Below are 478 nucleotides of genomic sequence, written 5' to 3'. Positions count from 1 at the left end.
GAATACCTTTTGTAGCTTTTTCGTTTCCAACAACTTTTCTTGTGTATTTATTGCCGTTTTATTTTCTTGCATCTTCCACACGCTCCTTTGAGTTCAAAAAACAGGCTGATTTGTGTCCGTCACTTATCTCAACGAGTTGTGGACGTTCCTTTTTACATATTTCCATCGCATATGGACATCGTGGATGGAATGGACATCCTTGTGGTAGGTTCGCTAGTGAGGGGGGCGATCCAGGTGCACTGACCTTGTAACTTTTGTCTCCCATCTTTGGTAGTGAGCCTATTAGAAATTTTGTGTATGGATGTAGTGGGTTTTCGAATATCTCATCCGTTTTCCCTTCTTCTACAAACATCCCTGCGTACATTATCCCCATCCTGTCCGTTATGTTCGCATGTACAGCCATGTCGTGGGTTACCAGTATTATCGTGTTTTTTTGCATTTTTTGTATGTCTTTTAGTAATTGTATTACCGCCCTTTG

General features: G+C 41.2%; 1 protein-coding gene. It reads right to left on the bottom strand.

Going from position 1 to position 478, the window contains the following annotated elements; all coding sequences use genetic code 11:
• Positions 1–58 precede the first annotated feature (58 nt).
• Positions 59–478: oligopeptide/dipeptide ABC transporter ATP-binding protein (locus ACW9JY_RS10490; RefSeq protein ID WP_457284330.1), on the bottom strand; the 420-nt coding region annotated here is incomplete at its 5' end.

The organism is Petrotoga sp. DB-2, assembly GCF_054051725.1.
Note: the sequence above shows the minus strand (reverse complement) of the source record. Positions and strands in the feature narration are given on the sequence as shown.